1 protein-coding gene is annotated in these 788 nt (G+C 70.4%); it reads left to right on the forward strand.

The window, feature by feature from the left end:
- On the forward strand, positions 1-788 hold a 788-nt coding region (gene metK / locus IF73_RS0137065), incomplete at both ends, for a methionine adenosyltransferase (protein ID WP_063833517.1).

Genomic DNA, 788 nt, shown 5'->3' on the forward strand with positions numbered 1-788 from the left:
TTCACCTCGGAGTCCGTGACCGAGGGACATCCCGACAAGATCGCCGACCGGATCAGCGACACCATCCTGGACGCGCTGCTCGCGCAGGACCCCGGGGCCCGGGTGGCGGTGGAGACGCTGATCACGACCGGCCAGGTCCACATCGCCGGTGAGGTGACCACGACCGCCTACGCGCCGATGGCGCAGCTGGTGCGGGAGGCCATCCTGGACATCGGCTACGACTCCTCCGCGAAGGGTTTCGACGGCGCCTCCTGTGGCGTGTCGGTGTCGATCGGGGCGCAGTCCCCGGACATCGCGCAGGGTGTCGACACCGCTCACGAGGCCCGTGTCGAGGGTGCGGAGGACGAGCTGGCCGCGCAGGGCGCCGGTGACCAGGGCCTGATGTTCGGCTACGCGTGTGACGACACGGCCGAGCTGATGCCGCTGCCGATCGCGCTCGCCCACCGGCTGTCGCGGCGGCTGGCGGAGGTCCGCAAGGACGGCACCGTGCCGTATCTGCGGCCGGACGGGAAGACGCAGGTCACGATCGAGTACGACGGGGACCGGCCGGTCCGTCTGGACACGGTCGTGGTGTCCTCGCAGCATGCCGCGGACATCTCCGTGGAGGGGCTGCTGACCCCGGACGTGCGGGAGTACGTGGTCGAGCACGTGCTGAAGGAGCTGGTGGAGGAGGGTGTGGTCCTGGAGTCGGACGGCTACCGGCTGCTGGTCAACCCGACCGGCCGGTTCGAGGTCGGCGGCCCGATGGGCGACGCCGGCCTGACCGGCCGGAAGATCATCATCGACAC

This window comes from Streptomyces sp. NRRL F-5727 (assembly GCF_000719555.1).
Classification (GTDB): Bacteria; Actinomycetota; Actinomycetes; order Streptomycetales; family Streptomycetaceae; genus Streptomyces.